19 protein-coding genes and 1 tRNA gene are annotated in these 26,545 nt (G+C 72.3%); 5 read left to right on the top strand and 15 right to left on the bottom strand.

Going from position 1 to position 26,545, the window contains the following annotated elements; translation table 11 throughout:
- Positions 1-127 precede the first annotated feature (127 nt).
- The 4 genes from ACMCNK_RS04930 to ACMCNK_RS04915 form a co-directional block, all read right to left on the bottom strand.
- The gene (locus tag ACMCNK_RS04930; protein WP_412735199.1) at positions 128-547 is read right to left on the bottom strand and encodes a hypothetical protein; all 420 of its coding nucleotides are present in this window, start codon (positions 545-547) and stop codon (positions 128-130) included.
- Positions 548-1,112: 565 nt separating this feature from the next.
- On the bottom strand, positions 1,113-1,532 hold the full coding sequence (locus tag ACMCNK_RS04925) for an arsenate reductase ArsC (RefSeq protein WP_412735198.1): 420 nt from the start codon (positions 1,530-1,532) through the stop codon (positions 1,113-1,115).
- 99 nt (positions 1,533-1,631) lie between these two features.
- A complete protein-coding gene (locus ACMCNK_RS04920) occupies positions 1,632-2,360 on the bottom strand; it encodes an aquaporin (protein WP_412735197.1) in 729 nt (242 codons plus the stop codon).
- Positions 2,357-2,734, bottom strand: coding sequence for an ArsR/SmtB family transcription factor (locus ACMCNK_RS04915; protein ID WP_412735196.1), 378 nt, complete (start codon positions 2,732-2,734; stop codon positions 2,357-2,359). Before ACMCNK_RS04915 ends, ACMCNK_RS04920 begins: the two co-directional genes overlap by 4 nt.
- Before the next feature lie 82 nt (positions 2,735-2,816).
- Here ACMCNK_RS04915 and ACMCNK_RS04910 point away from each other — a divergent pair, with 82 nt between their 5' ends.
- Positions 2,817-3,275 carry an ArsI/CadI family heavy metal resistance metalloenzyme gene (locus ACMCNK_RS04910; protein ID WP_412735195.1) on the top strand — a complete coding sequence of 153 codons (459 nt, stop codon included), beginning with the start codon at positions 2,817-2,819 and terminating at the stop codon, positions 3,273-3,275.
- Between the two features lie 103 nt (positions 3,276-3,378).
- Here ACMCNK_RS04910 and ACMCNK_RS04905 read toward each other — a convergent pair.
- Positions 3,379-3,472, bottom strand: a tRNA-Sec gene (locus ACMCNK_RS04905).
- A gap of 54 nt (positions 3,473-3,526) precedes the next feature.
- On the opposite strand from ACMCNK_RS04905, the gene selD reads away from it, so the two are divergent.
- Entirely contained in the window at positions 3,527-4,555 is a 1,029-nt protein-coding gene (gene selD, locus ACMCNK_RS04900; protein ID WP_412735194.1) for a selenide, water dikinase SelD, read from the top strand.
- Between the two features lie 78 nt (positions 4,556-4,633).
- Here the strand turns inward: selD and ACMCNK_RS04895 are convergent, their stop codons facing one another.
- The 5 genes from ACMCNK_RS04895 to ACMCNK_RS04875 form a co-directional block, all read right to left on the bottom strand.
- Entirely contained in the window at positions 4,634-5,788 is a 1,155-nt protein-coding gene (locus tag ACMCNK_RS04895) for a PQQ-binding-like beta-propeller repeat protein (RefSeq protein ID WP_412735193.1), read from the bottom strand.
- A 111-nt stretch (positions 5,789-5,899) separates the two neighbouring features.
- Positions 5,900-6,856, bottom strand: coding sequence for an NrfD/PsrC family molybdoenzyme membrane anchor subunit (nrfD, locus tag ACMCNK_RS04890; protein WP_412735192.1), 957 nt, complete (start codon positions 6,854-6,856; stop codon positions 5,900-5,902).
- Positions 6,857-7,008: 152 nt separating this feature from the next.
- Positions 7,009-7,917, bottom strand: a complete 909-nt coding sequence (locus ACMCNK_RS04885; protein WP_412735191.1) for a 4Fe-4S dicluster domain-containing protein — start codon at positions 7,915-7,917, stop codon at positions 7,009-7,011.
- Positions 7,907-11,173, bottom strand: coding sequence for a formate dehydrogenase (fdh, locus tag ACMCNK_RS04880; protein ID WP_412735190.1), 3,267 nt, complete (start codon positions 11,171-11,173; stop codon positions 7,907-7,909). Before fdh ends, ACMCNK_RS04885 begins: the two co-directional genes overlap by 11 nt.
- Positions 11,174-11,217: 44 nt before the next feature.
- Positions 11,218-11,868, bottom strand: a complete 651-nt coding sequence (locus ACMCNK_RS04875; RefSeq protein WP_412735189.1) for an adenylate kinase — start codon at positions 11,866-11,868, stop codon at positions 11,218-11,220.
- Positions 11,869-12,073: 205 nt separating this feature from the next.
- On the opposite strand from ACMCNK_RS04875, the gene pepN reads away from it, so the two are divergent.
- The 3 genes from pepN to ACMCNK_RS04860 all read left to right on the top strand — a co-directional run bounded on the left by pepN (position 12,074) and on the right by ACMCNK_RS04860 (position 16,425).
- Positions 12,074-14,506, top strand: a complete 2,433-nt coding sequence (gene pepN, locus ACMCNK_RS04870) for an aminopeptidase N (protein WP_412735188.1) — start codon at positions 12,074-12,076, stop codon at positions 14,504-14,506.
- Between the two features lie 75 nt (positions 14,507-14,581).
- Positions 14,582-15,466, top strand: a complete 885-nt coding sequence (locus ACMCNK_RS04865) for an LLM class F420-dependent oxidoreductase (protein ID WP_412735187.1) — start codon at positions 14,582-14,584, stop codon at positions 15,464-15,466.
- Positions 15,467-15,495: 29 nt separating this feature from the next.
- Positions 15,496-16,425, top strand: coding sequence for a cation diffusion facilitator family transporter (locus ACMCNK_RS04860; protein ID WP_412735186.1), 930 nt, complete (start codon positions 15,496-15,498; stop codon positions 16,423-16,425).
- On the opposite strand, the gene ACMCNK_RS04855 is transcribed toward ACMCNK_RS04860, so the two are convergent.
- From ACMCNK_RS04855 to ACMCNK_RS04835, 5 genes are all read right to left on the bottom strand, one after another.
- Positions 16,406-18,463 (bottom strand): diguanylate cyclase domain-containing protein, encoded by a 2,058-nt coding sequence (locus ACMCNK_RS04855; protein ID WP_412735185.1) that lies wholly within the window; start codon positions 18,461-18,463, stop codon positions 16,406-16,408. The two genes, ACMCNK_RS04860 and ACMCNK_RS04855, sit on opposite strands and share 20 nt — an antisense overlap.
- A 130-nt stretch (positions 18,464-18,593) precedes the next feature.
- Positions 18,594-19,334 carry an EAL domain-containing protein gene (locus ACMCNK_RS04850; RefSeq protein WP_412735184.1) on the bottom strand — a complete coding sequence of 247 codons (741 nt, stop codon included), beginning with the start codon at positions 19,332-19,334 and terminating at the stop codon, positions 18,594-18,596.
- 206 nt (positions 19,335-19,540) lie between these two features.
- Positions 19,541-23,080, bottom strand: coding sequence for a Neogenin (locus tag ACMCNK_RS04845; protein WP_412735183.1), 3,540 nt, complete (start codon positions 23,078-23,080; stop codon positions 19,541-19,543).
- 104 nt (positions 23,081-23,184) lie between these two features.
- A complete protein-coding gene (locus ACMCNK_RS04840) occupies positions 23,185-24,111 on the bottom strand; it encodes a sensor histidine kinase (RefSeq protein WP_412735182.1) in 927 nt (308 codons plus the stop codon).
- Between the two features lie 59 nt (positions 24,112-24,170).
- Positions 24,171-26,417, bottom strand: coding sequence for an ATP-binding protein (locus ACMCNK_RS04835; RefSeq protein ID WP_412735181.1), 2,247 nt, complete (start codon positions 26,415-26,417; stop codon positions 24,171-24,173).
- Positions 26,418-26,545: the final 128 nt, after the last annotated feature.

Here is a 26,545-nt window from a genome sequence, read left to right as displayed (position 1 = left end):
CAACACCGGCACAAGCGTCTGAGGTTCCGTAACGTAATCGCACCGAAATCTGGGATTCACGCCGGCGGATCACCTGGACTGGCCGGGGCTCGCGCCGACGAGACGGCGTCGGTCGCCCAGCGGCTGACTAGTGGCAGAGCGTGAGCAGCGTGAAAACCGCGCCGCAGGAGGCGGTCAGGGCCACCAAGACGGCGAGGAGCGCCCGGGCGATGATCAAGCCCGCCTTGCGGCCGTTCCAGGTGACCGGGAGCAACTGCTCCATGACGACCGCCAGCAGCCAGACGAGCAGCAGCAGCGGGTAGTACAGATCCCAGATTCCGTCGGGGAAGGCGCTGGCGTTGCCGCTGCCGCCGTAGTTCGGGCAGTCGCGGACGTCGGTGGCCGGATGGAGCGCCACCGTCAGCATCGTGAGCAGGGCGCCGCCCACCAGCAGCGCCCAGAACCCTGCGAGCGGGGATCGGGGCTTCGCGAGCCCGGCACGTTCGCCTGCGAAGAAGAAGATCGTCGTCCCCCTGGGTGCGGTGTCGGGCCGCCGATGAGAGCACACCCGTCCGCATTGATCAAACCAGCGGCGGTCAACACTGCCGCAGGGACATGGTCGCCGATACCGCGTATCAGCTGAGCCCCGGTGCCGCAAGCTCGGTCGATCTTGGTGCGAAGAGAGCCCCCGCCATGCCCGTTGTTGAGCACTGCCGGGCCTGCGCTCACCATCTTGATCAGTACCTAAACCGGAGTTCGGCTTGAGGTCGGGTTGAGTTCCACCGACGATCGTCATTGGTGTCAGCCGCTGCTGATCGCCGCATGATGGATCGTCACGAGCCGCCCCTCTCAACTGCCTCCGGGGTAGCGCCGCTCATTACGGCCATCAATTGGCGCACGAGGGTGGCGGACTGCGCGCCGAACGGGAGCCCGATCGCGGCGCGAAGAAGGCCCCGCCTGTTCGTGGCGGGGCCCTGTTCATACCGGTGGCGCTGCTACCCGCCCGCGGCGGGCCGCCGGGGGCGGCCTCACCGACACGAGCATGACCCTTCAGCCGGGCCCGGACTGGCGCCGCTGAAACTCCTGTGAGTCATCCCTGTGGACGACGGGATCGTGCCGGGGGGAGCTTGGCGTCAGGAGGATGCGGAGGGGCGGGGCGCCAGTTCGGTGATGAGCTTCTCGATCCGGGTGCGGATGTCGTCGCGGACGGCGCGGACGACCTCGATGGGTTGTCCGGCGGGGTCGGTGAGCTGCCAGTCTTCGTAGCGGGTGCCGGGGAAGTAAGGGCAGGCGTCGCCGCACCCCATGGTGACGACCACGTCCGACGCCTCGACCGAGTCGGAATCCAGGAGTTTGGGCTGCTGGTTGGTGATGTCGATGCCGACTTCCCGCATGGCCTGCACAGCGACGGGGTTGATCGTCTCGGCGGGGGCGGAGCCGGCGGAGCGGACCTCGACGGTGTCTCCGGCGAGGTGGCGTAGCCATCCAGCGGCCATCTGGGAGCGGCCGGCGTTGTGGACGCAGACGAACAGCACCCTGGGTTTGTCGGACACGGTCAGGCTCCTGGTTCAGGTGATGGTGGGGGTTGCGGCGTTTGGTTCAGGTGATGGTGGCGTTGCGGCGTTCGAGAGGCCCTGCGGTCGGGTCGGTGCTCATGACAGCTCCTCAGCGGGAAGCCGGGGCACGGTGACCGCGTCGGCGGCGGGTGCGATGTTCGGGTACCACCAGCGGATTCCGGCCACAGCGACCACGGCGCCGACGAGCTGGGCGACGACGAAGCCCGGGACGGATGCGGGGGCGATTCCGGCGAAGGTGTGGGTGAATGCCCGCCCGATCGTGACGGCCGGGTTCGCGAACGAGGTGGAGGCAGTGAACCAGTACGCGGCACCGATGTAGGCGCCGACCGCGGCTGGGGCCGCGCTGGTGCGCCCGGAGCGGGCGAGCGCGAACACGAGCAGGACCAGGCCGCTGGTGGCGACGATCTCGGCCAGCCACAGGTTCCCGCCGGTGCGCGGCGTCTGGGACCAGGCGACTGCCGGTCGGTCGAACATGACGTCCGCGAGGATCGCGCCCGTGATGGCGCCGCTGATCTGGGCGGCGACGTAGGCGGCCAGCTCGCGGAGGGTCAGGCCGGTACGGGTGGGCCGGGCGCACCACCAGTCGACGGCGGAGACGACCGGGTTGAAGTGCGCCCCGGAGACCGGGCCGAAGGTCAGGATCAGCGCGCCCAGCGCGAGGGCGGTCGCGACCGCGTTCTCCAGCAGTTGCAGGCCGACATCGTGGGGGGAGAGCTGGGTGGCGGCGATACCGGAGCCGACCACGGCAGCGGTGAGCAGGGCGGTTCCGGTGAACTCGGCCGATGCGCGGCGGGCCGGGCTCATGCGGACGCCCCGGCAGTGGTGTCGGAGGGGTCGAGGAACTGCGACAGCCCAGCAAGCTTGTCCGGAACGATCCAGTAGTAGACCCAGGTGCCCCGGCGTTCGCAGTCGACCAGTCCGGACTCGCGGAGCTGCCGCAGGTGGTACGAGATCGTGGGGCCGGTGAGGTCGAACGCGTCGGTGATCTCGCACACGCACACGTCGCCGCCCTTGCGCGCGGCGATCAGGGACAGTACGCGGAGCCGGACCGGGTCGCCGAGCACCTTGAACGCCCTGGCCAGCTCGGCGGCCCCGTCGGGGGTGAGGGCTTCAGCGACCATCGGCGTGCAGCAGGCGGCGGTGTCGGTGTCGATGACCGGCAGGTTCTTCCTAGACACCTCTCTAGCTTGACAGTTCTCTAGGCACGATGCAAGCTACCTAGAGAACCATCTAGATAGCCGATCCTTGGGAGGTACGACGATGTCTCGTGTGCAGCTCGCCCTGCGGGTATCCGATCTGGAAGCGTCCGTGGCGTTCTACGAGAAGTTGTTCGGGGTCGGGGCTGCCAAGCGCCGCCCCGGATACGCCAACTTCGCCATCACCGAGCCGCCGCTGAAGCTCGTGCTCATCGAGGGCGAGACGGACCAGCCCACTGTCATGGACCACCTGGGCGTGGAGGTGTTCAGCACCGACGAGGTCACCGCCGCCACCCAGCGGCTCACCGAGTCCGGGCTGGTCACCCTCACCGAGGACAACACCGAGTGCTGCTACGCCCTGCAGGACAAGGTGTGGGTCCGCGGCCCGGGCGACGAGCCGTGGGAGGTGTACGTCGTGAAGGGCGACGCGGGCAAGCTCGACAAGGACGCGGCGAGCGTCTGCTGCAGCGGCACGACCGCCCAGGACGACGAGCAGCAGCCCGCCACGGCCGGCTGCTGCTGAGCGCCGACTCGGGCGCCGACCACGCAGTGGGACCGGGACGCCTCCGCGCGGCCCGCCCCGACCGGCTGCATCTGTGCAGCTCAGCCGAGGCTTGGGTGGGTCAGCGGAGGCGGACGGGAATCGAACCCGCCCGGCCCGGATACCGGGCCGCACCGGTGTTGAAGACCGGGAGGGGCACCAGCCGCCTGAACGCCTCCGGGCACGACCCTACCGCCCCCGCCTACGGCGGTGCGCGCGCGTCCGGCCGCACCATGTGCGACAGTGCGACGGTGACGACGACACCGACGACGCGGCTGACCCAGTACGCGCACGGCGGCGGCTGTGCCTGCAAGATCCCGCCCGGTGAGCTGGAGGCGGTGGTCGCCGGCCTGATCGGCGGGTCCGCCCCGGACGGGCCGGGGGAGTTGCTGGTCGGCCTGGGCGGCGGCGACGACGCCGCGGTCGTGCGCATCGCGGCCGGCGCCGCGGTGGTGGCCACGGCCGACTTCTTCACCCCGGTCGTCGACGACCCGTACGACTGGGGGCGGATCGCGGCTGCCAACGCACTGTCCGATGTGTACGCGATGGGCGGCACTCCGGTCGTGGCGTTGAATCTGCTGGCCTGGCCCCGCGAGGTGCTCCCGATGGAGCTCGCTGCCCAGGTGCTGTCCGGTGGGCTGGCGGTGGCCCGTGAGGCCGGCTGTCACCTGGCGGGCGGGCACAGCGTGGACGACGTCGAGCCGAAGTACGGCATGGCGGTCACCGGCGTGGCCGACCCGCAGCGGTTGCTGCGCAACGACGCCGGTACGGCCGGCACCCCGCTGACCCTGACGAAACCGCTGGGCCTCGGGGTGCTCAACAGCCGGCACAAGGCCACCGGCGAAGTGTTCGAGCACGCGGTCGCCGCGATGACCGAGCTGAACCGGGCGGCGTCGGAGGCCGCCCTCGCCGCCGGGGCGGTGTGCGCCACGGATGTGACCGGGTTCGGTCTGCTCGGCCACCTGCACAAGCTGGCCCGGGCCAGCGGGGTCACCGCCCGACTCGACGCGGCCGCGGTGCCGTACCTGGACGGGGCGCGGGAAGCGCTCGCCGCGGGGTACGTCAGCGGCGGCACCCGGCGCAACCTGGACTGGGTGCGCCCGTTCGCGGACACGGCCGGCGTCGCGGTGGACGAGCTGCTGCTGCTGGCCGACGCGCAGACCTCGGGTGGCCTGCTGGTGGCGGGGGAGTTGCCCGGCCACCCGGTGATCGGCGAGCTCGTCGATGCCCGCGACGACGCCGTCACGCTGATCGTCCGCTGAGGCGGCCCGGGTTGACCCGGCACGCCGGCGGAACCATCCGGCCCGGGCGGCAGGCGACACCGCTGCCGGGCGACACGGTCAGGGTGCGTACGCCGAGAACCGGTGACCGTCGATGAGGTAGAGCTGCCCGCCGGACAGCACCACATGCCCGGAGTCCAGGCTGGGGAACTGCGTGGCCGGCGAGGCCACCGCGCCGGTCGCGGCGTCGAGGATGCCCAGTGGTTCACCGGCGTCCACGGTGGTGTACACCAGACCCCCGGCCACCACCGGCTGGCCGGCGTCGCCTTCGAAGCCGGCCTGCCAGAGCCGGAGGCCGGTACGGACGTCCCACGCGTCGACGCCGTTGCTCAGCGCGTGATAGACGCGTCGACCGTCCACGGCGATGGTGCCTTCGACGCCGGGGGCGCGCCACACCACGGACCCGTTGGCGGCCCGGAGGCTGACCAGATCCGCGCCGTCGGTCACGTAGAAGCGGCCGTTTGCGCCGGCTTTGACCCGCGTACCGATCGGCGCGCTCCACAGCCGCCGGCCGGTGGTGACGGCCACCGCCGTGACGCCGCTGCGGTAGGCGCGGTGCACCAGCAGCCGGCCGTCGGCGGTGGCGCCCAGGGCGTAGCCGTCCAGCGCCCAGCGCCGCTTGCCGTCGCGCACGCGGAACGCCCGGACCTGCGCGGAGAAGTTGTCGGAGCCCCCGTCGGCCACCACGACGCCCCGGTCGACGAGCAGCGACGCGACCGGGCGGCCGTCGTCGAAGCGCCACTTCTCCCGCCCGGTGGCGACGTTGAGCGCGAGGATCCGGCCGCCGGGGTCGGTGACCGAGGCGCAGCCGGTGATGCCGACCAGCAGCAGGTTGCCGGAGACCGCCAGGGCCGGCGTCCGTGCCTCCTGGGGGCTGCTCCACGGGCGATGCCAGATCTGCCGTCCGGTCGTGATCCGGTAGGCGCCGATGCCGGCCTCGTCGGCGACGAAGGCCCGGCCCCCGGACACCAGCGGCGGGGTGGCCTCCGAGCACGAGCCGCCCTGCACCTCGGGCAGCCCCGCCGACCACCTGAGTGCGACGTCCGCGATGGTGCGCGCAGTGATGGCCGACTCGGCGGGGTTGACGAACGTGTTCCCCGGGCCGTAGCCGGGATGCGTCCAGTCGGCGGTGGCGGCCAAGGCGGGCACGGACGTGCCGACCACGAGCAGGGCCAGCGTCAGGGCATGCGTGAGCAGGGCTCGATAGGCGCGCAAAAGGCCCTCCCAGGGCAATACCGGACTTTGCGCCCGTAACCTACTCCGCGGGAGATCCCGGGCAGGCGGATATCACGGAAAGCAGGCCCGTCCGGTGGACCGGGCACGCACTCACGACCCTGCGGCGGGACCGTCCTCGACGGCGCGCCGCGCCAGGCGTTCGCGCTGGGGCACGACGGTGTACTTCGGATCCCGGGCCGACGCGACCCCGCCCTCGAAGATGCCGAACCGGGTCAGCACGGATGCGCCCAGCAGCGACACGCCAGACAGCGCGGACACCACCCGGCTGCGGCGGCCGAGCAGCCCGCCCGCGATCCCCAGCGCGGTCAGCGCGCGGCCCGCACGCAGCAGCCGGCCGGGCCGCCCTTGCACGTACGGTTCGCTGAGGACGCCCTTGGTCGTCTCCACCCGGTGGGCGCCGTACAGTTCCAGCGCCGCGCCGAGCACCGCCAGGCGCCGGGCCGGTCCGGCCTGCGCGCACGGGGCAGCGATGAGGCCCACCGCGGCGCCGCTGGCCAGCGCGCTGCCCGCGAACACGTACGGCAGTTCCGGGTACGCGGCGTGCCAGCTCGGCGTCGCGGTGTCCGCCAACAGCACGGCGGTGTACGTGGCGAGCGCCGGCGCGACCGCGGCGGCGGCGTACCCGCCCGCCGCACCCACCGGCGGCAGCGCCCGGCGGACCAGTCCGAGCATCCCCCGCGCGGGCAGCAGCGGTGCCGCCTCGGCCGCGGCGGCGGCACCCGCGGCCGCCCCGAACGCGGTGAGGATCCACGTGCCCATCGACATCGGCGAGGTGGGCTTCGCGACCCGCAGCATGTGGTGGAACCGCTCCGGGCGGCCCAGGTCGTTGATGAGGAAGTACGTGCTGGCCCCCAGCGCCCCCAGCGCGCTCAGCCGCCCGGCGCGGCGCAGCGCGGGGCGGCCGGTGGCGTGCCCGCCCGCGGCCAGCAGCGCGGACCCTGCGGCGAGCCCGCCGGTGAACAGGTACGCGGCGATGTCGTGCCGCCACACCGGCGGCCGGACGATCGGGCGGCCGTAGTACGACCGGAACTGCGCGGGCGGCACCATCGAACGGTCGCCGCGTCCGCCACCGCCCCGCCCGCCACCGCCGCGCCCGCCATCACCGCGCCCGCCATCACCGCGCCCGCCACCATCGCGCCGCTCGCCGCCGGCACCGCCGGTGCGTCCGTGACCGGGAACCTCGTCGTTTCCGCGCGGATTCACGGGCGCCGCCGGGTGGCGAACGCGACGAGCACGGAAGCGACCATGGCGGCCGCGGCCACACCCGCACGCTTCCACATGGCGGGCAGGTCGCGGGTCGCGACCACCGGGTCCGGCGGCAGGCCGTACACCTCGGGCTCGTCGAGCAGCAGGAAGAACGCGCCGTCGCCGCCGACCCCGTCACCCGGGTCGTGGCCGTACAGGCGGGCCTCGGGGACGCCCCGCTCGTGCAAGGTCGCCACCCGCCGGGCGGCGCGCTCGCGCAAGTCGTCGAGTTCGCCGTACTGAATGGACTCGGTCGGGCAGGCCTTGGCGCACGCCGGGGTGAGCCCGTCGCCGATCCGGTCGTAGCACATCGTGCACTTCCAGGCACGGCCGTCGTCGGCCCGCTGGTCGATGACGCCGTACGGGCAGGCCGGGATGCAGTAGCCGCAGCCGTTGCAGATGTCCTCCTGCACGACCACGGTGCCGAACTCGGTGCGGAACAGCGAACCGGTCGGGCACACGTCCAGGCAGCCCGCGTGGGTGCAGTGCTTGCACACGTTGGACATCATCAGCCAGCGGAAGTCGGTGCGCGGCGTCTCGGCGGTGCGCCCGGGCAGGTCCGTCAGCGGCATGCCGAGGAACTGCGGCCCGGGCGCGGCCTCCTCCGGGCCGTGGCCGGGCTGCTCGACGAAGGCCACGTGCCGCCACGAGTTGGCGCTGAGCCCGCCGGTGTTGTCGTACGACTGGCCGAGCAGGTCGAAACCGTCGTCGGGGACGAGGTTCCACTCCTTGCAGGCCACCTCGCACGCCTTGCAGCCGATGCACACGCTGGTGTCGGTGAAGAACCCCATCCGCGGCCCGGCGTCGACGAACCCGGCGTCGGGGGCCGGGTCCAGCGGCCCGAACAGGCTGTTACTTCCCATCGTCAGCGTCCTTGGTCAGCATCGGGGTGTGGTGGTCCGGCACGAGCCCGGCCCTGCTCCGGTAGTCGCGGACCAGGTCGAGCAGCGCCGGGCCGACCGGGCGGCGGCCGGGCCGGATGTCGCAGGTGCCGACCTTGCTCTCCTGGATCAGCACGTTCGGGTCCAGGGTGATCCCGAACAGATCGTTCGCCGAGTCGCCGGTGACCAGGCCCTCGCCGCCCCAGTGGTACGGCATCCAGATCTGGTGCACGATGCGGCCCTCGATGCGCAGCGGCCGCAGCCGGTCGGTCACCATCACCCGCGCCTCGATCGCGGCCCGCGCGGTCACCACGTGCGCCCAGCCCAGGTGCGCCAGGCCGCGTTCCGCGGCGAGCTGCGGGGACACCTCGACGAACATCTCCGGTTGCAGCTCCGACAGGTACGCCAGCTGCCGGCTCATGCCCCCGGCGGTGTGGTGCTCGGTGAGCCGGCTGGTGCTGAACACGAACGGGTACACATCGGTGTGCTGTTCCGGCGGGCTCGGGTTGAGCGGGTTGTCCGGCCGGTCGTACGTCTTGCGGGTGGGGTTGGCCTGCTGGGTGTAGAGCGGGTTGCGCACCATTGACTCGACCGGCTCGTAATGGGTGGGCAGCGGCCCGTCGATGAGCCCGCTGGGCGCGTACAGCCAGCCTTTGCCGTCGCCCTGCATGATGAACGGGTCGTCGCCCGCGATGGCCTCGACCCCCGACGCGCCGTCCGGCGGCCGGTACGACGGCGGTTTGGTCTTCTCGAAGTCCGGTGTGTCGAACCCGGTCCACGCGGCGGCCTGCGGGTCCCACCACACGTACTTCTTGCGCTCGGACCACGGGTTGCCGTCCGGGTCGGCGGAGGCGCGGTTGTACAGCAGGCGCCGGTCGGCGGGCCACGCCCAGCCCCACTCGCGGGCCACGTAGTCCTGTTCGGTACGGGGCTTGCGGCGGGCCGCCTGGTTGACGCCGTCGGCGTAGACGCCGGAGTAGATCCAGCAGCCGCACGCGGTGGACCCGTCCGCCTTGAGCGCGGTGAAGCCGGGCAGCAGGTCACCGGTCGCCGTCTGGCGGCCGTTGATCTCCTGGAGTACGGCCTCGCCGCTGGGCTCGTCGCCGCGCGCCCCGTGCAGCGGGTAGTCCCAGGTGAGGTTGAGGACGCCCTGGTCGCGAGGGGCGGCCGAGCCGGCCAGCCGCTCCCGGATGATCCGGCCCAGGTGGTAGAAGAACCACAACTCGCTGCGGCAGTCGCCCGGCGGTTCCACGGCCTGCTCGCGCCACTGCAGCATCCGCTGGGTCTGGGTGAACGTGCCGGCCTTCTCCGCGTGCGAGGCGGCGGGCAGGAAGAACACCTCGGTGCGGCACTGCTCCGGGACGATCTCGCCGGTGGCCACCTCGGGCCCGTCCTTCCAGAACGTGGCGCTCTCGATGAGGAACAGGTCGCGCACCACCAGCCAGTCCAGGTTGGCCATGCCGAGGCGCTGGGCCCGGCCGTGCGCCGAGCCGACCGCCGGGTTCTGGCCCAGCAGGAAGTACCCCTGGATCTTCCCGTCGATCATGTCCAGGACCTGCCGGTACGTGCCGTGGTCGCCGGTCAGCTTGGGCAGCCAGCCGAAACCCCAGTCGTTGTCCACGGTGGCCGCGTCGCCGAAGTACGCCTTGAGCAGGCTCACCGCGTACGCGTCGGCACCGGCCCAGAAGCCCTTCTGGCCGGGGTGACGCATCGCATCGACCCACTGCGTGAACGTCTCGTGCCGCTCGTGATGCGGCATCGGCAGATAGCCGGGCAGCAGGTTGAACAGCGTCGGGATGTCCGTGGACCCCTGGATGCTGGCGTGCCCGCGCAGCGCCATCACACCGCCGCCGGGGCGCCCCATGTTGCCCAGCAGCAGCTGGATGATCGCGCCGGTGCGGATGTACTGCACGCCGACCGAATGCTGGGTCCAGCCCACGGAGTAGACCAGCGCGGTGGTGCGGTCGCGGCCCGAGTTGGCCGTCCACGCCTCGCACACCGCGCGGAACTGCTCCTGCGGCACCCCGCAGAGCTGCTCCACCACCTCGGGCGTGTAGCGGGCGTAGTGCCGCTTGAGGATCTGGTACACGCAGCGCGGGTGCTGCAGGCTCGGGTCGCGGGGCGCGTCGGCGGGCACCGGCGGGCCGTGCGACTCGTGGCCCAGCCCGGCCGCGGTCTCCCGGTCCTGCTGCGCCTCCGCCGACGCCTGGCCGTGCTGCTCGTGCCCGGCGTAGTGCCAGCTGCTCTGGTCGTACGTGCCGGTTTCCGGGTCGTATCCGGAGAACAGGCCGTCCAGGTCCTCGGTGTCGCGGAAGTCTTCACTGACGATGGTGGAGGCGTTCGTGTACGCCAGCACGTACTCGCGGAAGTCCTTCTCGTTGCTCAGGATGTAGTTGATCACCCCGCCGAGGAACGCGATGTCCGCGCCCGCGCGTACCGGCACGTACCGGTCCGCGAGCGCGCTGGTCCGGGTGAACCGCGGGTCGATGTGGATCACCGTGGCGCCGCGGTCACGCGCCTCCACCACGTACTGGAAGCCCACCGGGTGGGCCTCCGCCATGTTGGAACCCTGAATGATGATGCAGTCCGCGTTTGCCAGGTCCTGCAAGAACCCGGTGGCCCCGCCACGGCCGAAGCTGGTCCCCAGACCGGGAACGGTGGCGGAGTGTCAAATACGGGCCTGGTTCTCGATCTGGATCGCCCCGAGCGCGGTGAACAACTTCTTGATCAGGTAGTTCTCTTCGTTGTCCAGGGTCGCCCCGCCGAGACTGGAGAAGCCCAGCGTCCGGTGCAGCGCGCGGCCCTGCGCGTCGGTGTCCTCCCAGGTCGCCTCGCGGGTGGCCAGCACCCGGTCGGCGATCATCTGCATCGCGGTGTCGAGCTCCAGCTCCTCCCACTGCGTGCCGTACGGCCGCCGGTACAGCACGGTCTGCCGGCGCCGGGGGCTGGTGACCAGGCTCAGGCTCGCCGAGCCCTTGGGGCACAGCCGGCCGCGGGAGATCGGGCTGTCCGGGTCGCCCTCGATCTGGGTGACCCGGCCGTCCTGGACGAAGATCCGCTGCCCGCAGCCCACCGCGCAGTACGGGCACACCGAGCGGGCCACCGAGTCCGCGGACCCGGTACGCGCGCTCAGCTCACGCGACCGCGGCGACTGCACCGCCGCACCCCGGCCCAGCGGGTCGGGGCCGGTCAGCTGCCGGTACACCGGCCAGTCGCGAATCCACGTACGCAGACCCATGCAGTGACCCTAGATCAGAAGCCGGCGGCCCGCACAGCGGGGCGTCACCGCTCCCCGAACGCCTCGCCCAGCCCGGTCAGGTCGATGGACGTGCGGGCCGACTCCGGCACGAGGCTGATGAGGGGGCGCATCGCCTCCAGCGCGGTGAGGATCTGCCGGGACACGTGGTCCACCGGCTGCATCGCATCCACGGCCACCAGGATGCCGCGCTGGTCGTACCAGGCGACGATCGGATGGGTCACGTCGTGGTAGATCGCCAGCCGGCGGCGCACGACCTCCTCGGTGTCGTCCGAGCGGTGCTCCAGCGCGGCGCGCGCGAGCAGGCGGCGCACCAGCTCGTCGTCGTCGGCCACCAGGTGCAGCACCACGTCCGCGGTCATGTCGAGCGTACGGGCGACCTGGTAGATCGACCGCGCCTGCGGCATGTTGCGCGGCATCCCGTCGAGCACGTACCCGCGGCCCTGGTTCTTGGCCTTCTCCAGTTCGACCCGCACCATGTCCAGGACGATCTCGTCGTGCACCAGCTCGCCCCGGTCGAGGCATTCCTGCACCGCCAGGCCCAGCTCGGTGCGCCGGGCCACGTGGTCGCGCAGCAGGTCCCCGGTCGCGATGTGCGGCACGTGGAAGTGGTTGGCGATCAACGCCCCCTGGGTGCCCTTGCCCGCTCCGGGGGGCGCGACCAGCAAGATCCGCATGATGTCGTCCTTCCCCGGTTCACCCGCCCGGATCATAGCGGTCGCGCGGACCGGTGCCGCGCATTCGCCGCCGTGCCGTCAATTGTCAGACGTGTGGGGCGGTGCGCGGCGCCCCGCGGTGGCACGATCGGCGCAGCAGCGTCCCGCGGATCGACGGGACGGTGCAGCGTCCCGCGGATCGACGGGACCGATCCGAGGAGGACCGATGACCACCCCCAGTCTCACCCAGGCGGAGGCGCAGCGGCGCGCCGAACTGCTGCAGGTGCAGCGCTACGACATCCTGGTCGATCTCACGGACCTGCCCACCGGGACCGAGGTGCGGTGCACGTCGGTCGTGACGTTCGCCTGCGCCGAGCCCGGCGCGCAGACGTTCGTCGACTGCACGGCCGACGTCCTCGAGGCCACTCTCAACGGCGTCGCCCTGCCGCCCGCCGCCGACGGGCGGATCGCGCTGCCCGCGCTGGCCGCGCAGAACACGCTGCGGGTGCGCACCGTGCAGCCCAACACGACCGCCGGGCCGGGGGTGCACAAGGCCGTCGACCCCGCCGACGGGGAGGTGTACGTGTGGACGACGTTCGAGCCCGACGAGGCCCGGCACGTGTGGGCGTGTTTCGACCAGCCCGACCTGAAGGCGCCGCACGCGTTCACCGTGACCGCCCCGGCCGCGTGGACCGTGGTCAGCAACACCGGCGGCCCGCGCGTCGAGGAGCTCGGCGGCTCCCGCCGCTGGACGTTCCCGGCGACCCCGGCGCTGTCGACGTACAACGTGGTCGTCAACGCGGGCCCGCTGCACGAGATCCGCCGCCCGACCGGCGACCACGACCTCGGCGTGTACGCCCGCCGCTCGCTCGCCGCGGTGCTGGAACGCGACGCCGACGAGATCTTCACCGTCACCGCGCAGGGGCTCGCGTTCTTCGCCGACGCGTTCGGCATGGCTTTCCCGCAGCACAAGTACGACCAGGTGTTCATGCCGGACTTCGGCGGAGCCATGGAGAACTACGGCTGCGTCACCTGGTCCGACGCCTGGCTGCGCCGGGTGCCCCCGACCCCGGCCGAGCGGGAGAGCTTGGCGCTGGTGCTGCTGCACGAGATGGCGCACATGTGGTTCGGCAACCTGGTCACGATGCGCTGGTGGGACGACCTGTGGCTGAACGAGGCGTTCGCCGAGTTCGCCTGCTACTGGGCCGCCGCCCGGGCCACCCGGTACACCGACGCGTGGGCGGGGCTGCTGGCGGGGGAGAAGCTGGCGGCGTACCTGGCGGACCAGGGGCCGGTCACCCACCCGATCCGACAGCCGGTGCGGGACGTGGCGGAGGCCGCGTCCATCTTCGACGACATCACCTACCCCAAGGGCGCCGCGGTGCTGCGCCAGCTCATGACGTACGTGGGGGAGAAGCCGTTCACCGCGGGGATGAAGGCGTACTTCGCCCGCCACGCGTGGGGCAACACCACGTTGCAGGACCTGATCGACGCGCTGGCCGAGGCGTCCGGCCGCGACCTGCAGGCGTGGCGGGCCGGATGGCTGGAGACCGCGGGCACCGACCGGCTCACCCTGGAGTCCGGCGGGGACGCCCCGGTGCTCGCGGCGCGGGGGCCGGACGGGCCGCCCCGCCCGCAGGTGCTCGCGGTGGGCGCGTACCGGCGCGACGGCGCAGGCCTGGTGCGTACCGCACTGGCCGAGGTGGAGGTCCGCGGCCCGCGTACTTCGGTGGAGCTGGCGCCGGGCGCGGACCTGTATCTGGTCAACGACGAGGATCTGACGTTCGCCACCACCCGGCCGGACGCCGCGGCCCGCGACGCCTTGCTGCGCGACGCCGCGCACCTGCCCACCCCGGTGTCGCGGGGCATCGCCGTCGCCTCGGTGTGGGACATGCTCACCACGGGCGAGGCGGACGCCGCCGAGGTGGTGCACTGCCTGACCGCGGTGCTGGCCGTGGAGACCTCCGACGCGGTGGTCGAACCGTACCTGCGCCTGGCCGGGGACGCCGCGACGCGGTGGGCGCCGGAGGCCCGGCGGGCCGCCCTGACCGCGGAGGTGGCGGCGCTGTGCACCCGGCTGGCGACCCAGCCGGGCCGGCGTACGGTGGCGTTGCGCGGGCTGGCCCGCACCGCCGCGGACCTGGACGCGGTCGCCGCGCTGCGCGACGAGGCCGGTGACGACGTGGACCTGCAGTGGCGGGCGCTGGTCCGCAAGGCGGAGCTGGGCGGCGACACCGGGCGCGACGTCGAGTTGCTGCTGGCCCGCGACCCCGACCCGGACGCACGGTTCCGGGCGCTGGCGGTGCGCGCCGCGACCCCGGACGCCGCGGAGAAGGCCGCGATGTGGCAGACCGTGGCCGTGGACCGGGCGGTGCCGATCGGCTCGGTCGGCCCGGTCGGGACCGCGTTCTGGCAGCCGGGCCAGGACGACCTGCTGGCACCGTACGGGCGGCGGTACCTCGACCTGCTGCCCGCGCTGGGCCGGGGCGGGATGGTACCGGCGATGGTCTACACCCGGCTGCTGTTCCCGGTGTTCGGCGTCGACGCCGGGTTCCTGCCGGTGGCGCAGGCCGCCGCGGCGGACGCCGTGCCGGTGGTGCGCAAGACGCTGCTGCAGCGCGCCGACGAGGTGCGCCGCATGCTGCGTACGCGCGGCTGAGCCCGGCCCGCACGCGGGGACGCCGTACCCGGCGGCGTCCCCGCGGCGGCGACGATCTCCGGGTAGGTTGCTGGCATGAGTGTGCGCTTCGGGGTCTTCGTGCCGCAGGGATGGAAGATGGACCTGGTCGAGATCGCCGACCCGGTCGAGCAGTACGAGGCGATGACCGCCGTCGCGCGGGCCGCGGACGCCGGGCCGTGGGACTCGGTGTGGGTGTACGACCACTTCCACACGATCCCCACCCCCACGATCACCTCGACGTTCGAGTGCTGGACGGTGACCTCCACGCTCGCCCGCGACACCAGCCGGGTCCACATCGGGCAGATGGTCGGCTGCAACGGGTACCGGCAGCCCTCGCTGTACGCCAAGATCGCTTCCACGGTGGACGTCGCCAGCAGGGGCCGCCTGTACGCCGGGCTGGGCGCCGGATGGTACGAGCACGAGTGGAAGGCGTACGGCTATGAGTGGGTGGACACCCCGCAGCGCATGGGCGCGTTCCGCGAGGCGGTGGAGATCGTGCACCGGATGTGGACCGAGCCGCGGCCCACGTTCTCCGGGAAGTACTACTCGATCGACGCGCCGATCAACGAGCCGAAGGGGGTGCGCAAGCCGCACCCGTCGTTCTGGATCGGCGGTGGCGGTGAGCAGGTCACGCTCAAGCTCGTGGCGCGTTACGCCGACGCCTGCAACGTGGGCGGCGGCGATCCGGAGCTGATCCGGCGCAAGCTCGGTGTGCTGCGCCGGCACTGCGACGACCTGGGCCGCGACTACGACCAGATCATCAAGTCCACCAACCTGGAGCTCGACCTGACCGAGCCGCCGCAGGACACGATCGACCGGATCGAGCGGATGGTGCAGGCGGGCATCGACTACGTCATCGTGTACGTGCCCCGGGTGGCGTACGACCACGAGCCCATGCTGCGCTTCGCGCGCGAGGTCATCCCGCAGTTCGCCGATTAGCGCCGGGCGGGCGGGGTAGAGAAGGCGCGATGGACGAGCACGCCGACGCGAATCCGGACGAAGAGAGCACCCGTACCGTGGTGGTGGCGGTCTTGGTGAACGTCGCCATCGCGGCCGCCAAGTCGATCGCCGCGCTGCTCACCGGCTCGGCCTCGATGGCGGCCGAGGCCGCGCACTCGTTCGCGGACACCGGCAACGAGGTGCTGCTGTTCATCGGGCTGCGCAAGTCCAGGAAGGAACCCGACGCCCGGCACCCTTTCGGGTACGGCCAGGAACGCTACTTCTGGGCGTTCCTCGCCGCGCTGGGCATCTTCCTGATCGGCGGTGCCCTGTCGATCGCCGAGGGGGTGCGCAGCCTGCTCGCCCCCGAGCCGCTGGAGTCGCTGTGGGTCGGCATCGGGGTGCTCGTGGTCGCCGCCTGCCTGGAGGCGTACTCGTGGCGGACGGCCCGCCGCCAGTTGCACGCCGACGCCGCCAAGCGCCAGCGCTCGATCGTCGAGCACCTGCGCCGGGCTTCCGACCCGAGCGCGCCCACGGTGTACCTGGAGGACACCGCCGCACTGATCGGGCTCGCGCTGGCGATGGTGGCGCTGATCCTGCACGCGTGGACCGGGTGGGCGGCCTGGGATGCGGCCGGCAGCATCTGCATCGGGGTGCTGCTGCTGGTGGTGGCGGTGCTGCTGGCCCGCCGCTCCAAGGCACTGCTGCTGGAGGAGTCTGCGCCGCCGGACGTGCTGGACCCGATCCGGGAACTGGTCGGCCGGAGCTGGCCCGGTGACGTGCGCGACCTGCAGGCGGTCTATGTCGGCCCGGCGCAGCTGCTGGTCAACGTGTGGATCGCCCCCGTCTCGGCGGACGGCCCCGCGGACGAGCTGATCCGGGAGGTGGACGCGCTGCGCGCCGCGCTGCTGGCGGTGCCCGCGATCACTCAGGCCACGGTCACGCTGACTGCGCGCTGAGCCGCGGCGCGGCCACCCGGCGGGGCGGGGCGCTGCGGCGGTGGGCCGCCTTCTCCGCGTACATCTCGGCGTCGGCGTGCGCGTACAGCGAGGCGAAGTCCGCGCCGTCGTCGTCGAAGACGGCCGTGCCGATGCTGGCCGCGGTGCGCTGCGCCAGCGCGGTCCGTAGCCGTTCGGCGTGCGCCCGCACGTCCGCGCCGGGGAACAGCACCACGAACTCGTCGCCGCCGAGGCGCCCGGCGACCGCACCGGACGGCGCCTGTTCCCGCAGCGTGGCCGCGACCCAGCGCAGCAGGTCGTCGCCGGCGGAATGCCCGGCGGTGTCGTTGAGCGCCTTGAAGCCGTCCAGGTCGAACAGGACCAGGCCGCTCGCCTGGCCGGGGCGCAGCAGCCGGCTGACGTGGGCCTCGAACCCGCGGCGGTTGAGTACGCCGGTCAGCGCGTCGGTCTGCGACAGGTCGGTGAGCCGGCGCCGCCGGCGTGCGCTGTCGCGGCCCTGGGCGGCGCAGGCGGCCGCGACCGCGATGAAGCCGATCGCGTGCATGACCGGGTACCACACCCCGGTGGAGCCGAGCGCGGCCGCCAGCACGAAGTACCCGGCGGTGTTGAGTGCTATCAGCGGCAGGGCCAGACGCACGTGGGTGCCGAGCGCGATCAACGGCATCGGCGCCAGCATTCCCAGACCGGTCGCGGAGGCGATCCCGCCGGTCGACAGCGGCACGACGAACGTCAGGGCCAGCATGAACACGCCGTTCAGGGTCATCAGCAGCCGGGCCCGCCGGGCACGGCTCAACCGGCCGGCCGCCCGGACGAACCAGACGCCGTACACCATGCCGAGCGTGCACCACACGGCCACGAGCAGCCGGTGTGGCTGATGCTGACCGAACGCGGCCGCGTACACGACGCCGACGGCGCAGTCGCTGACGCACAGCCAGCCCATGTCGGCGATCGAGCGGCGGCGCCGTTCCATGCTGGAGACCCGGGTGAGGCCCGGGGCTGCGCCCTTTTCACCGGCCTGCCGCACGTGGTGTTCGGCGGGAGCGCGGCCGGTGCGGGCGGTCTTGTCCGCGTACGCGCGGGCGTCGGCGAGCCGGCGCAGTTCCTCGACCGTTCCGGCCTCGGCCGGGCAGCTGGCGTAGCCCAGGCTGGCCGGAACGCCGGATTCCAGGGCGCCGCGCATCCGCGCCACGATCGCGGGGGCGTCCTCCGGGCCGGTGCCGGTGAGCAACGCCCCGAACTCGTCGCCGCCCAGCCGGCCCACCTGGTCGGTGTCGCGCAGGGCGCCCTTCATGGTGTGGGCGGTGGCGGCGAGGACGGCGTCGCCGGCCTGATGGCCCCAGGTGTCGTTGATGTGTTTGAAGCGGTCCAGGTCGGTGAGGATCAGCGTGACCGGCTGCCCGGTGCGCCGCGCCTCGGCGACCGCGTGTTCGAGCTCCTGGTCGAAGCCGCGGCGGTTCAGGCTGCCGGTGAGCGGGTCGACCCGGGACACCTCGGACAGGCGGCGGCGCAGCGCGGCGAGGGCGGCGGCGTGCCGCAGGCACAGCGTCGACACCCCGCCCAGGCCCAGCGTGTAGACCGCGGCGTAGCCGGCGGGGGCGGGACCGCCGAGCAGGGCGACTGCCCAGTACTCCAGGGCGGCGGCCGACGCGACGATCACGAACGCCCGCGGCGGCATCATGATCGCGTAGAACATGACGGAGATCGGTACCAGCGCCCCGAGCGGGCTGGCGATGCCGCCGTCCAGCAGGCTCAACGTGGCCGAGCCGGTGAGGCTGACGAGCAGGCCCGCGGCCTGAATCGCGACGCGGGCCGGGGAGCGGGCGATACGCGCTGCCGTGCGCCAGGTGGTGGCCGCCACCGAGATCATCACGGCGACGACGGCGATCATGAGAGGCCGCTGCTGCCCGTACGGCGTGGCCGCCAGGTACACCGTGACGACGGCCGGGCCGAGTATGGCGCGGATGCTGCTGGTGCGCACGATGGCTGCACGCGTCTCCTCGCGGGAGCGCGGCGCCGCGGCGTTTGCGTCAGCGTGCATCCTCGACCATCCAGTCAGCGGGCCGGCGGCACGAAGCGCCGCCATGCTCATCTATCGCCAGCACCTGGTGGTTGTTGAGCGGATCACTATTGAATTGTCAGATTGTTTGGGCGGCCGTGACGGGGAGCCGTCAGGCCGAGGCGGCGAGCTGCGCCAGCGGCAGCGGGCCCGGTGCCGCCATGAAGTAGCCCTGCCCCAGCCGCACGCCCAGCGACCGCAGCTTCTCGTGCTCGGTGATCGTCTCGATCCCCTCGGCGATGAGCATCGCGCCGATGTCGTCGGCGAAGCTGACCAGCGAGCGGGCCAGCGCCGCCCGCACCGGGTCGGTGTCGATGCAGCGGGTCAGCGTGATGTCCAGCTTGATGATGTCCGGGCGCAGCTGCAGGATGTGGCTCAGGCTGGCGAACCCGGCGCCCGCGTCGTCGACCGCGATGAGTACGCCGGCCGCGCGCAGCTCGTTGGTGACCTGCACCAGCGCCTCGTAGTCGTGCACCTGGGTGTGCTCGGTCAGCTCGACCGCGATGCCCCGGTCGGCGTGCGCCAGCAGGGTGTTGATCACCGTCGGGTTCATCAGCGCCTCGACGGACAGGTTGGTGCTCAGCCACGCCCCGGCCGGGATGTGGTCGAGGCTCAGCAGCGCCTGCTCGACCGCGAGCAACTCCAGCTCCACGCCGATGCCCGCCTCGTTGGCGGCCGCGAACGCGTGAGCAGGGTTCGCGAAGTGAGGGTCGAAGCGCGCCAGCGCCTCGTACGCCTTCACCGAGCCGTCGTACAGTTCGACGACGGGCTGGAATGCCATCTCGACAGCCTGGGCGCTGAGCACGTGGCGCGCCGTGCGGTCGGCGGGGAGCGAGGCAAGCGTTACGGTCATGCCGTAACGATCGACCCCACAACTCAACGCAGGCTCTATCGGCTTTCAAGACGCCAACAAGCTTGCGGGAGGTTCCCAATACCGCGGCTGACCAGGGCTTTCGTGGGCTTCCCGGTGGCGCCCGGTGCGCGGGATACGGCCGCACACGACGGAGCCGGGGCCCGTTGCGGGGCCCCGGCTCCGTCGGCCGGACTACGGTCGGCTGATCAGTTCAGCCGGTCCAGGACAGCCGCCCAGTACATCAGCGCGGCCGCGTTGGCCGGCGTGACCGTGGGCTTCTTGCTCAGGGCCTCACCCAGGATCTTCAGCGAGTACAGGGCGAACTGGCCGTGGTCGAGCTTGTTGTCCAGGTCCGTGAGGGTGCCGTGGTTGGCGGTGGCCAGGTACTGGTGGGTCAGCGCCTTGAGCCACTCGACGGACGGCTTGACGGTGTAGCCGACCTTCACCGGGGCCGCGCTGTTACCGGCCTTGTCCGTGGCCCCGGCGCAGGTGACCGTGTAGCCGCCGCGGTCGTCCATGTCGATCGTGGCCGTGGCCTTCGCGTTGACCCCGGAACCGGTGTCCGCCGTGGCGCAGCCGACGGTCGGCATGGCGTCCGGCGCGTACCGGGTGCCGTCGGTGGCGCCGGTGACGCTGACCGTCGGCGCGGTCCGGTCCACGTTGATCTTCGTCTTGGCCGTGGCCACGTTGCGGGCCTTGTCGGTGGCGGTGCCGGTGACGTTCTGGCCCGCGCCCTCCGCGGTGACCTTCTGATCCGTGGGGCACGCGGCCACCCCGGACAGGTTGTCGGTGCAGGAGTAGCGCACGGTCGGGGCGGTGCGGTACCAGCCGTCGGGGCCGGCGTCGCCGACCACGCTGGCGGTGATCGCCGGGGCGGTCAGGTCGACGTTCACCTTCACCGTGGCGGTGGCGGTGTTTCCGGCCTTGTCCGTACCGGTGCCGCTGATCTGCTGGCCCGAACCGTCGGTCGTGACCGTACGGTCGGCCGGGCAGCTCGCCACCCCGGAACCGGCGTCCGCGCAGGTGAAGTGCACGGTCGGGGCGGTGCGGTACCAGCCGTCCGAGTTCAGGTCGCCGACCACCGTGGCGGTGACCGTCGGGGCGGCCTGGTCCACGTTGACCTTCGTGGCCGCGCCGGCCGGGTTACCGGCCTTGTCCGTGCCGGTGCCGGTCACGTTCTGCCCGGCGCCGTCGGAGGTGATCTGCTGGTCCGTGGGGCAGGCCGCCACTCCGGACAGCGCGTCGGTGCAGGTGAAGTGCACGGTCGGGGCGGTGCGGTACCAGCCGTCCGGGCTGGCGTCGCCCACCACACCCGCGGTCACCGCCGGGTTGGTGAGGTCCACGTTGACCAGCACCGCGGCGGTGGCCGGGTTACCGGCCTTGTCCGAGCCGGTGCCGCTGATCCGCTGCGCGGCGCCCTCGGCCGTGACCGGGATGTCCGCGGGGCACGTGGCCACGCCGGAGGTGGCGTCGGTGCAGGTGAAGTGCACGGTCGGGGCGGTGCGGTACCAGCCGTCCCGGCTGGCGTCGCCCACGATCGTGGCGGCGATGCCCGGGGCGGTCCGGTCCACGTTCACCTCGACGGTGGCCGCGGCGGTGTTGCCCGCCTTGTCGTACGCGATACCCAGCACCTGCTGGCTCGCGCCGTCCGTGCCGACCACCTTGTCGTCGGGGCAGCTGGCGATGCCGGAGCCCAGGTCGGTGCAGGTGAAGTGGATCGTGGGGGGCGTGGCGTACCAGCCGGCCGCGTTGGCCTCGCCGACGATGTTCGCCTTGATCTGGGGAACGGCCTGGTCGACGTCGACCGACACCGACGCGGTGGCGGTGTTGCCGGCCTTGTCGGTGGCCGTGCCGGTGATCTGCTGCTTGCCACCGTCGGTGTACACCTGCTGGTCCTCAGGGCAGTTGGCTACGCCGGCACCCGTGTCGGAGCAGGTGAAGTGCACGACCGGGGCGCTGTGGTGCCAGCCGTCGGCGTTGGGCACGCCGAGCACGGTCGCGGCGATCTGCGGGGCGGTCTGGTCGAGGCTGACCATGACCGACGCGGTGCTGGTGTTGCCGGCCTTGTCGGTGGCGGTGCCGCTGACCGTACGGTCGGCGCCGTCTGTGTCGACCTTCTGGTCGGCCGGGCAGTCGGCGATCCCGGAGCTGACGTCCTTGCAGGTGAAGTGGACCGTGGGCGGGGTGTGGTACCAGCCGTCGGCGCTGATGTCGCCGATCACCTTCGCGGTGACCTCCGGCGCCTCCAGGTCGACGTTGAGGGTGATGGCGGCGGTGGCGGTGTTGCCGGCCTTGTCCGTCGCCGTGCCGGTGACCGTACGGCCGATGCCGTCCGTGCTGACCTTCTCGTCGGGCGGGCAGGCCAGCAGCGTGGAGGAGCCCTCGTCGGAGCAGGTGAAGTGGACGGTCACCGGGCGGGTGTACCAGCCGTCGCCGTTGACGTCACCGGACACGCTCGCGGTGATCCGCGGCGCGACCTGGTCGATGTTGACGGTCACCGGGACGGAGGTGCTGTTGCCCGCCTTGTCGATCGCGGTACCGATGATCTTCTGTCCCTCGCCGTTGGTGCGCACCGTGACGTCGTCCGGGCAGGTGGCGATGCCGGACTGCGCGTCCGAACAGGTGTAGTGGATGGTGACCGGGTTGCGGTACCAGAAGTTCACCGGCTGCGACGACACGGTCGCGGTGATGGTCGGCGGCGTCTTGTCGCTGCTCGACGGCGGCGCGGAGGAGGTGGGCTCGCTCGGCGACGGCGCGGGGGCCGCGGAGGTCGGCGCGGTCGTCGGCACCGGGGACGGGCTGGTGCTGGGCACCGCGGCGGCCGTCGTGCCGTCCCAGACCGGGATGGTGCCGAGGAGCTGGTTGCTGCCGCCGTTCTCGTTGTACGAGCGGATCTGCAGGTTCCAGGCCTTGGTGGGGTCGAGCTTCAGCACGGTCGAGGTGGCGGGGGCGTCCACCTTGACGGGCGCCTGCATGTACGTCTGGCCGTACTGGATCGTGTAGTACGTGGGGACGGGCTGGCCGGCGGGCGCCTGCCAGGTGACGGTGGCGTTCTCCGGCGCGTCGGCCTTGCGGGTGACCACCAGGTTCGTCGGGTCGCCGGGACGGTACTTGTCCATCAGCGACTTCGCGGTCAGGCAGCCGCCGAACTCGTTCTCCGCGGTCGTCTCGACGTTGTAGATGCCCGCCGGATCGACCGGCAGGCGGAACGCCGTGTCGGTGATGCGCTTGTCCGCCATCACCTTGTTGTCCGACTGGCGGGTGATGACCACGTGGTAGCCGGTCAGGTCCGTGTAGCCGGCCCACGCCGGGGCACGGAAGGTGACCAGCCCGGTGGAACCGTTGGACTCGTGGTCGGCGACCTGGCCCTGGACGTAGCCGGGAGTCAGCGACTTCAGCGTCCAGTACCCGGTGTACCCGGCGGCACCGCTCGCGTCGGCCGCACCCACCCGGATCTTGTACGACGAGCAGGGGTCCGGGTTGTCCAGCGTGTAGGTGGTCGCCGTCGACGGCATCGTCACCACCGACTGGACGTCCCGGTCGACGATCTCCAGCGTGTAGTGGTCGACGCCGGTGACCGCCTTCCAGGAGATCTGGACCTTGTGCGGGTCGCCGGTCGCGCGGGCCACGGTGAGGGTGCCGGGCGCGGCGGGTGCAGCGTACGCCACCCCGGGCAGCCCCGCGGCAGCCACGGCCGCGCCGAGCAGCGCGGTTCCCATCGTGGCGGTCAGTCGCCTGACGTCCATCTGTGGCCTCGTCTCCATGTGGATCTGGTCGTCACTCAGCTCGATCGGCGCCCGAGCTCAAGGCCGCCTCAAGGGCGGGTCAGCGCCGGCGCAAGAAAGGTCGGTCAGGACACGGCGAGGTGCTCGGTGCCCGGGTCGTACGCCTCCAGGCCGGCGGCCGTGGGCAGGGTGAGCCAGATGCGGGTGCCCTCGCGGAAGCTCGGGTCGGCGCCGATCGCGCCGCCGTGGCGTTCCACGATCCGGCGGCAGATGGTCAGGCCGAGCCCGGTGCCCGGGTAGCCCGCCTGCGCGTGCGCCCGGTTCAGCTCGCCGAAGATCGTCTCGTGCTGGCCGTCCGGGATGCCGATGCCGGAGTCGGTGACCTCGATACGCAGCCAGCCCGCGGCGCCCGGCCGGGCGGAGATGTGCACCCGCGCCGCCTCACCGGGGCGCACGTACTTGACCGCGTTGGACACCAGGTTGTCGAAGACGCGGCGCAGCATGATCTCGTCGCCGTGCACCGAGGGCAGCGGGTCGACCGTGATCCGGGGAACCACCCCGGAGCGGTGCCGCACCTCGCTGGTCTGTGCTGCGGCGACCTCGGCGACCACGGCGGTCAGGTCGACCGGGGTCGCCTGGAGCTGGCCGCCGCGCGCCGTCGCGTACGCGAGCATGTCGTCGATCAGCGAGCGCATCCGTTCCGTGCCGTTGCTGATCTGCGACACGAACTCGTCGAACTCGTCCGGGTGCGGCACACCGAAGTCGACGTGCGCGAGCAGCTGCGCGTACCCGCAGATCCCGGCGAGCGGGCTCTTGAGGTCGTGGCTGATCTCCCGGGAGAACGCCTCCAGCTCCGCGACGGAACGGGTCAGCTCCCGTACGGTCCGTTCGAGGTCGGCGTTGCGCTGCCGGGCGAGTTCCAGTTCAGCCTGCACGGCGTCGTCGGTGGGGGAACCGGGCTGGGCGGCGGGCACCGTGGGTTCACGGTCGGGGTGGACCGTCTGCCGTCCCCGCCGCGCCCACTGCCGCCAGCTACCGAACACAGATCCCATATCGCTACCGTTCCTGCTGATGTGATCCGAAGTGACGTAGATCCTTTGCCGCCCCACGGTCAGCCCGCGCGGCCGGCGTCGGCGAGGTAGCTGTTCATGGCCTGCACCGCGCCGGCGACGGCGCGTTCGACCTCGGCGACCTCGGTGGCCAGCTCCTGCTCACCGGCCTCGGCGATGGCGAGCTGTTCGACCCGGGCGCAGGCCGAGGCCAGCGGATCCGCGCCGAGCAGGGCGCTGGACGACTTGAGGGTGTGCGCGGTGGCCCGCAGCGCGTTGCGGTCCCGGCGGCGCAGTGCCTCGCTGAGCGCTGAGCGCCGTTCGTCGAGCTGGGACAGGAACGTGTTGACCGTGGTCACCACCAGGGACCGGTCGTCGAGTTGCTCCTCCAGGTCGCGCAGCTTGCCCAGGTCGACGCACGGCGCCGGCCCCTCGGCCGCCTCCGGCTCGGCCTCGGCGTCGGCCTCCTCGACGACCGGGGCCTCCCCGGACAGGTACGGCTGCAGCGCCGCCCGCAGTTCCGGCAGGGTGATCGGCTTGCTGAGGTGCCCGGTCATCCCGGCCGCCAGGCAGCGCTCCTTGTCGCCGTGCAGTGCGGTCGCGGTCAGGGCCAGGATCGGGGTGGCGTTGCCCGCCGCCCGGATGATCCGGGTCGCCTCCAGCCCGTCGGTGCCCGGCATCTGCAGATCCATGAGCACCACGTCGTACGGCCGGTCGCCGAGCACGGCCTCGGCGGCGGCGGCGCCGTCGCCGACCGCGTCGCACTCGCCGCCGAGCAGCTCGATCATCCGGCGGAACACGTTGCGGTTGATGTCGTTGTCCTCGGCCAGCAGCACCCGCCCGCCGGCCAGCTTCGGCACGGTGATCGGCGCGCCGCGGACCCCGGTGCGCTCCAGGTTCAGCGCGGCCACGAGACGCCTGAGCACCAGCGGTGCGGTGAGCACGCCGGGCTTGCGCACGATCCCGGTACGCGGGTCCGTCGTGCTGATCATCAGCGCCCGGCCGGTGGGCCCGACCGCTTCGATGATGGTGTCGACGCGCCGGTTCGCCTCGGGGTCGTGGGAGTCGTCGACCCACAGGACGGTGTCCACGTCGTGGCGGCGTACCACCACGTCGGCCAGCACGGTCGGCTTCGCCTCCGCCCCGGCGGTCTCCAGCAGCCAGCACAGCGCCTGCACCGAACGCGGCGACGGGGCGATCACACCGATCCGGCGGCCCGCCAGCGGCCGTTCCCCGTCCGCCTTGCGGACCTTGGCGCCCTCCAGCGGCAGCCGGATCCGGAACTCCGATCCCTTGCCGAGCTCGGAGGTGACGTCGATGTCGCCGTCCATGCGGTGCACCAGGCGGGCGGCCAGGGCCAGACCCAGCCCGGCACCCTCGTGGCGGCGCGCAGCCGACGAGTCGGCCTGCACGAACGGGGCGAACACGCGGGCCCGGTCCTGGTCGTCCATGCCCGGGCCGGTGTCGGAGACCGACAGCACGTACGTGCCGTCGCCCTCGCGGGCCGCGGTGATGACGACCTCGCCGTGCTCGGTGAACTTGACCGCGTTGCCGACGACGCTGGTGAGCACCTGGCGCAGCCGGCCCTCGTCGCCGAGCACGGTGGCCGGCATGTCCGGGGACAGCGCGGCCAGCAGCAGGATCCCCTTGCTGCGGGCCTGCTGCTGCAGCGGCTCAAGGATGCCTTCCAGCAGCGGGCGCAGTGCGACCGGCCGCCGTTCCAGGTTGAGCCGGCCGGTCTCCAGGCGGGCGAGATCGAGCAGGTCGTCGGTCAGGTGCTTGAGCGCGTGGGTCGAGCGGTGCACCCCGTCGACGACCTCGCGGACGTCCTGCTGCAATGGCAGGGCGCGCAGCAGGTCCACCATGCCGACGACCGCGGTCACGGGGGTGCGGATCTCGTGGCCGAGCAGCGCCAGGAACTGGGACTTGGCGCGGGCCGCGGCGTCGTCGGCGTTCGTGTCGACCGGGCCGACGACGCGCTGTTCGGTGGTCACGAGCCGGCGGTGGTCGCCGCAGTCGGTCTCCAGGTGGGAGATCCGTACGGTGTGCTGGCCGGACGCGGCGCAGCGGCAGCGCAGCACCACGGGCGGGGTGCCGGGGGTCAGCGTCCGGACCGCGTTGATCATGCCGGCGTGTGCGGCGCAGCCGGGCACGGAGGCGGTCAGGCCGGAGCCCTCGGGCGCGTGCAGCGGGCCGTCCTGCTCGGACTCCCGCCACCGGTTGTTGGCGACCAGGACCCGCCCGTCCGGATCAACGATTGCCGCGGGACCGAGGACAGCCTCGACCAGCGTGCGCGCCGCAAATCCCATGCGTTGACCTTTCCGGGGAGCGGGACCCAGACGGGTCCGCGCACCATGGTGGGTAAGGCCGGGCGCGACGCGGGGAGCGTTCGGTAGCGAGTCGGGTGCGGCGCGTCGGAGGTTGCGGCGAATCGGGT

Source organism: Krasilnikovia sp. MM14-A1259 (assembly GCF_047159535.1).
Lineage (GTDB): Bacteria > Actinomycetota > Actinomycetes > Mycobacteriales > Micromonosporaceae > Actinoplanes.
This window is presented reverse-complemented; position numbering and strand designations above follow the sequence as displayed.